5 protein-coding genes are annotated in these 4,370 nt (G+C 32.2%); 1 reads left to right on the forward strand and 4 read right to left on the reverse strand.

From position 1 onward, the window contains the following. Positions 1-759: 759 nt before the first annotated feature. On the reverse strand, positions 760-888 hold the full coding sequence (locus tag B3C94_RS05455) for a hypothetical protein (RefSeq protein ID WP_293900210.1): 129 nt from the start codon (positions 886-888) through the stop codon (positions 760-762). A 138-nt stretch (positions 889-1,026) separates the two neighbouring features. Here B3C94_RS05455 and B3C94_RS05460 point away from each other — a divergent pair, with 138 nt between their 5' ends. Then, positions 1,027-1,716: a hypothetical protein gene (locus tag B3C94_RS05460; RefSeq protein WP_293900213.1), complete on the forward strand. Its 690-nt coding sequence runs from the start codon at positions 1,027-1,029 to the stop codon at positions 1,714-1,716. Positions 1,717-1,906: 190 nt separating this feature from the next. Here the strand turns inward: B3C94_RS05460 and B3C94_RS05465 are convergent, their stop codons facing one another. The 3 genes from B3C94_RS05465 to B3C94_RS05475 form a co-directional block, all read right to left on the reverse strand. Beyond that, the gene (locus tag B3C94_RS05465; RefSeq protein WP_293900216.1) at positions 1,907-3,037 is read right to left on the reverse strand and encodes a clostripain-related cysteine peptidase; all 1,131 of its coding nucleotides are present in this window, start codon (positions 3,035-3,037) and stop codon (positions 1,907-1,909) included. Next, positions 3,027-3,608 carry a DUF5025 domain-containing protein gene (locus B3C94_RS05470; RefSeq protein ID WP_293900219.1) on the reverse strand — a complete coding sequence of 194 codons (582 nt, stop codon included), beginning with the start codon at positions 3,606-3,608 and terminating at the stop codon, positions 3,027-3,029. Before B3C94_RS05470 ends, B3C94_RS05465 begins: the two co-directional genes overlap by 11 nt. Before the next feature lie 58 nt (positions 3,609-3,666). Beyond that, on the reverse strand, positions 3,667-4,370 hold a 704-nt coding region (locus B3C94_RS05475; protein WP_293900222.1), incomplete at its 5' end, for a hypothetical protein.

Genomic DNA, 4,370 nt, shown 5'->3' on the forward strand with positions numbered 1-4,370 from the left:
AGCCCGATTACTTACCCAAAAGGCAGATCAATGATCTGCCTTTTTTGTTTCTTAGTATTCCTTTAATCAAATAGATAGTTTAAAATAATTCACTCGTATTAGCGGTTCGAAGTTTCAGATTTTCATAGCTAAACTTGTCTCGAAGAATTAATGATATCAATCTCCGTTTACTGCTAACATTTGCATCTATAAACAGCTTTGAAACATTACAAAGTTTCTCCATAGAATTCCAGACCATTTCTTTTACTTCGGAAAAACTATATTTAAATTTTGAAGGGAGGTTAGTCCGTGTGGAATATTAGTTTATCCTCCAATTTATCAATTTCAAGGATGATATCAGTTTTCAAACCTTCAGTATTATAAATCTGTTTGTAACTATCTATTACAATGTGTCCGAACAGCTCCTTAAAATTTGGATTTAAGGAATACTGTTTTAGAAAGCTGATCAACTCATCGTTTACAACTTCTGCTTTCACTCTATAAACACAGCTGGACGAACAATGGTAATAATTATAATAAGCACTTCTACCTTTCGCAATACATCGGAGTCCTAATTAAGTGTAAAAAATATTTTTTTTACGTCTTAAGCCTTTATTTTTGGCAGTCCAATAAATCGATCCTAATATAAATTTTGCCAATTCAATCATTTCAAACGCACATCGAATTATATCGGCTTGTTTGTTATCTATAACAATGGTCTTTTTACCATTGCTTTCAGTAATATTTCATTTCTTAATAAAGCTTTGATTTACAATCAATTTAGACACAAATACATATAATCCAAAAGGATTCAATCTTTTTTTTCTCCATTAACACACCATTTTTTCCAAGAATTTTTCTAGCTTTTTCAATTGTTATTTCTCTTTGTAATCCTTCGTTATCTGCCATACTTAAATTTTGATTTAAGGGAATATAATAATGTATAGAATGGATAGTTGACAATTAATCAGGTAGTACCTAAATTAATTATTTGGATAAATAATAAGCCAAAATCTTTAAATTAGCCTAAACAATTTAATAATCAAAATGATCAAAAAAATAAGCTCTAAAATCTTCTATCCTATTTTTGTTATTGGAATCACATTTTTCTTTCTTATAATCACATGCGCTGCACTTGGGTTATTTGAGTATTATGTAGAGGATCCGAAAGATGGTTATAATGGGATAAACGCCTCAATCGCTTCAACTGCACTCATCATAAATATTCTTACGATCATCATAGTCTTTATTACCTATAATAATCAATCCGAACAGATTAAAAATAATAAGGCCGATTCCGACTACACAAGGGCCATAGATCTAATTTACAAGCAGCATGATTTAATTAAATCAAAGATTAAGTCCCAAAAACTAGAGGATTTAATAACAAAATTCGTTGGAAATAACTATGAAGGTTCATATTCTTTAGAAATGGAGCATATATTAATAAAAGATGATTTTATTAAAGATTATAGCAGGGTAAGCCATTTTCTGGTTCAAGAGTTAAAGTTTATCTTCCGTTTCTTGGAATGCAGTAAAATTAGTAATGATGATAAAAAAGAATTATCCAGTATTATTCCCAACATTCTCAATCCTAATCTTTTAGATAGTATTATTTCTTTTTGCAAAAAGGTAAAAAAATATGAAAATGAATCATTATCACCCGATGAACGTTCAAAATATCTACAAGCATTAGTTAACGACTGTGAAGACTTAAGCGAATATTTATATCTATAATAATATCGCCTATAAATGCATCTTTGGCCCGTAAGGGCCGCTCAGAGAATTTGAATGCTCTAGCTTGAGGAAATTATCTTGAAATAAAAATTAGCGGTCTGGAACCGCTAATTTTAAGCCCTTTTAATACCAATTACTTTCCAATTTATCGCGTCAATGACCGCATTGAAATGAGACAATGCTATGGTCCCTATTTCACAAGATCAATATTTGTCTTCTTGCTCCATTCCAAACCCGAATAATATGGAAAAAATACATCAGATCGCTTTAACAATGAAATAGTCATGCCGGAAAAAGCATCAATCCTATTCCCAAGAAATTCAGGAGTGTGATTTCTATAAATAAGTGTTTTTTTCAAAATTTCATCTATTCTTAATTTATCCTTATCCGAATAAGTATGATCAATAAAATCTTTAAAATCATATAATTGAACAGGGAACCCTTGCGTAAAATCCAATCTCTGGATACCTGCGGTTTTAAATAGGTGATTTTGTTTTTGATTTATGGAATCCAAACAAGAAGAAAGTTCTTCAAGCTTCGATAAGTCTGTCACTGAAATTGCTGCGGAACGAAGAAGTCCAGATCTTTGGTCATAATATTCAAAATATTTGGTTGCCAATTGGATAACATTTTGTTTTGTTGCCCTTCCAAAAAATTCGACAATATTCTGATATGGAAATCCCTCAGATAGAACGTCTGTCGGAGATGCTATGATATATTTCGCTTTATGTCTTAACTCATATAATACTTCTATACTGGCCATAGCACAGGCATCAAAAATAATATAGTTAAATTGCATAGGTAATGCATCTTTAATTTCTAAAAGATCAATGTTCTGACCTCTGTCCTCGCCAAAAGACAATGCCCCAATAGAAGGAGATGGATTCCTAGCTGGAGTCCAGGAGGTGCCATGTGACCATAAGATCAGGTTGTAATCTTCTGCTTTATAGGACTCCTTAATAAAAGAAAGTACTCTTTTCATCTGCCCCCCATCTGACTTAGATGTTGATTCAAAAATTTTGATTGTATCACTATTTATCGTATAAGGGTCATTGTCAGGTTGAATATTTAGCAAATAACCAATTTTATCAGTGTTCTTTATATATGCCAATACAGTCCCTACACTCTTCATATCCTTACCAATACCTATTTCAAGATCATTGAGAGCTTTCAGTGCCTCGGCTCTGAGATTATTGTTCGCTTCCAAATAGATTATAGTAATCGAATGAGACTTCTCAATATCAGGCAACTCACCTTTGTCACAAGCGGTAGTAAGTATAACTATAACCAATATGATAAATCTTATTAATTTACTTCTCATTCTCATAATATTTTGTACGAAAATGTACATCCATTTTAATACTATCTCTATTATCGAATGCATTATATAGGGTGCCTTTTATGGTTCCTTCAACTATTTTCACTCCATTGTCTAAAATGGTGAAATCTACCTTTTCAATTGTAGCTACTATCTTTTCCCTATTAATATTAGGAATATAATTCCTTTTATAATCGGGAGAATTTAAGTCTGCTTTCATGACAGTTTCACAAGAAATCCCAATTAATCCATCATTATCTTGCGAAGTACCTTTTCTAAAATTGTAATTCTTTCCTGGTGCTGGATCCAAGATATCTACGGCTAAAACTATACTGGATTTTTCAGGTGATATAGTAGGCTCATAAATAGAATGCTGAAAGACAAATTTATATATAGGCAATTCTTGGATTGTCTTTATGTATTTGTCAGTTATCCTATCATTCTTTACATCGTAAGAATCACCGGCAATCTGACCAAAGAAATAAGTGTCATCTCGATCCGAAGTTAACGCTTCATTCTTATCTGAACAGCTTAAAAAAATTAGGCCGAAAAGCAATGGAAGTAGATATTTCATAGATATAAATTAATATCTCCTGCACCTAAATAATTACAGGAGACAATCAATAATTAGTTTAAAGTTTCTTTGGAAGTACCTGCATAGTTACTGCTCCATTGCTCATTGTATAAGCATTGTCAAAAAACCATGGGCCATCGCCAATTTTCTTTTCATTTGCATTCGTTCTTAATATTGGATCTGAAAAATAAAGAGTTAAGGTTCCTAGATCATCACTATTTTTCGTAGTAAGAATTTTGGTCGTTTCTGTTTTCTCTGTTGAGTTTGTTGACGTATATCCAAAACCTAAATCTATCTTTAATTTATCTGAAAGCCCAATTCCTGCATCTATTTTAAAATTTAGACTGTTAGAATACGTGTTTTTATAACTATAAGACTTTTCAATAGTCTCAGCATCATCTCTTTCAATAATCTGGAAATTTATATTCATGGATTCCTCAGAGACGTCCCATTTCTCCAAAGCCACGCCCGCACCATTATATGGGAAATACCACTTTGCTTCTATATCTGCGGGAGATTCAATCCTATAGGTGTGTTTATCTCGGTGAAATATACCACCTCCTTTTATTGAGTGTAATATCTTTTTGAAACTGAAAACTTCAGTCGGATTTACAGATAATATAATCTTTTGCGCTCCATCTACTGAGCCTGTTCTCTTACCTTTGGTGACGTAAATGTAGAACTCAAAATTTCCGTCGGTCCATAGGGCCCTACTGATCTGATCATAAGACAAAGGATTTTTGTCATCGCTGCTATGTTCAT

It is taken from the genome of Sphingobacterium sp. UBA5670 (assembly GCF_002420705.1).
In the GTDB taxonomy this organism is placed as follows: Bacteria; Bacteroidota; Bacteroidia; order Sphingobacteriales; family Sphingobacteriaceae; genus Sphingobacterium.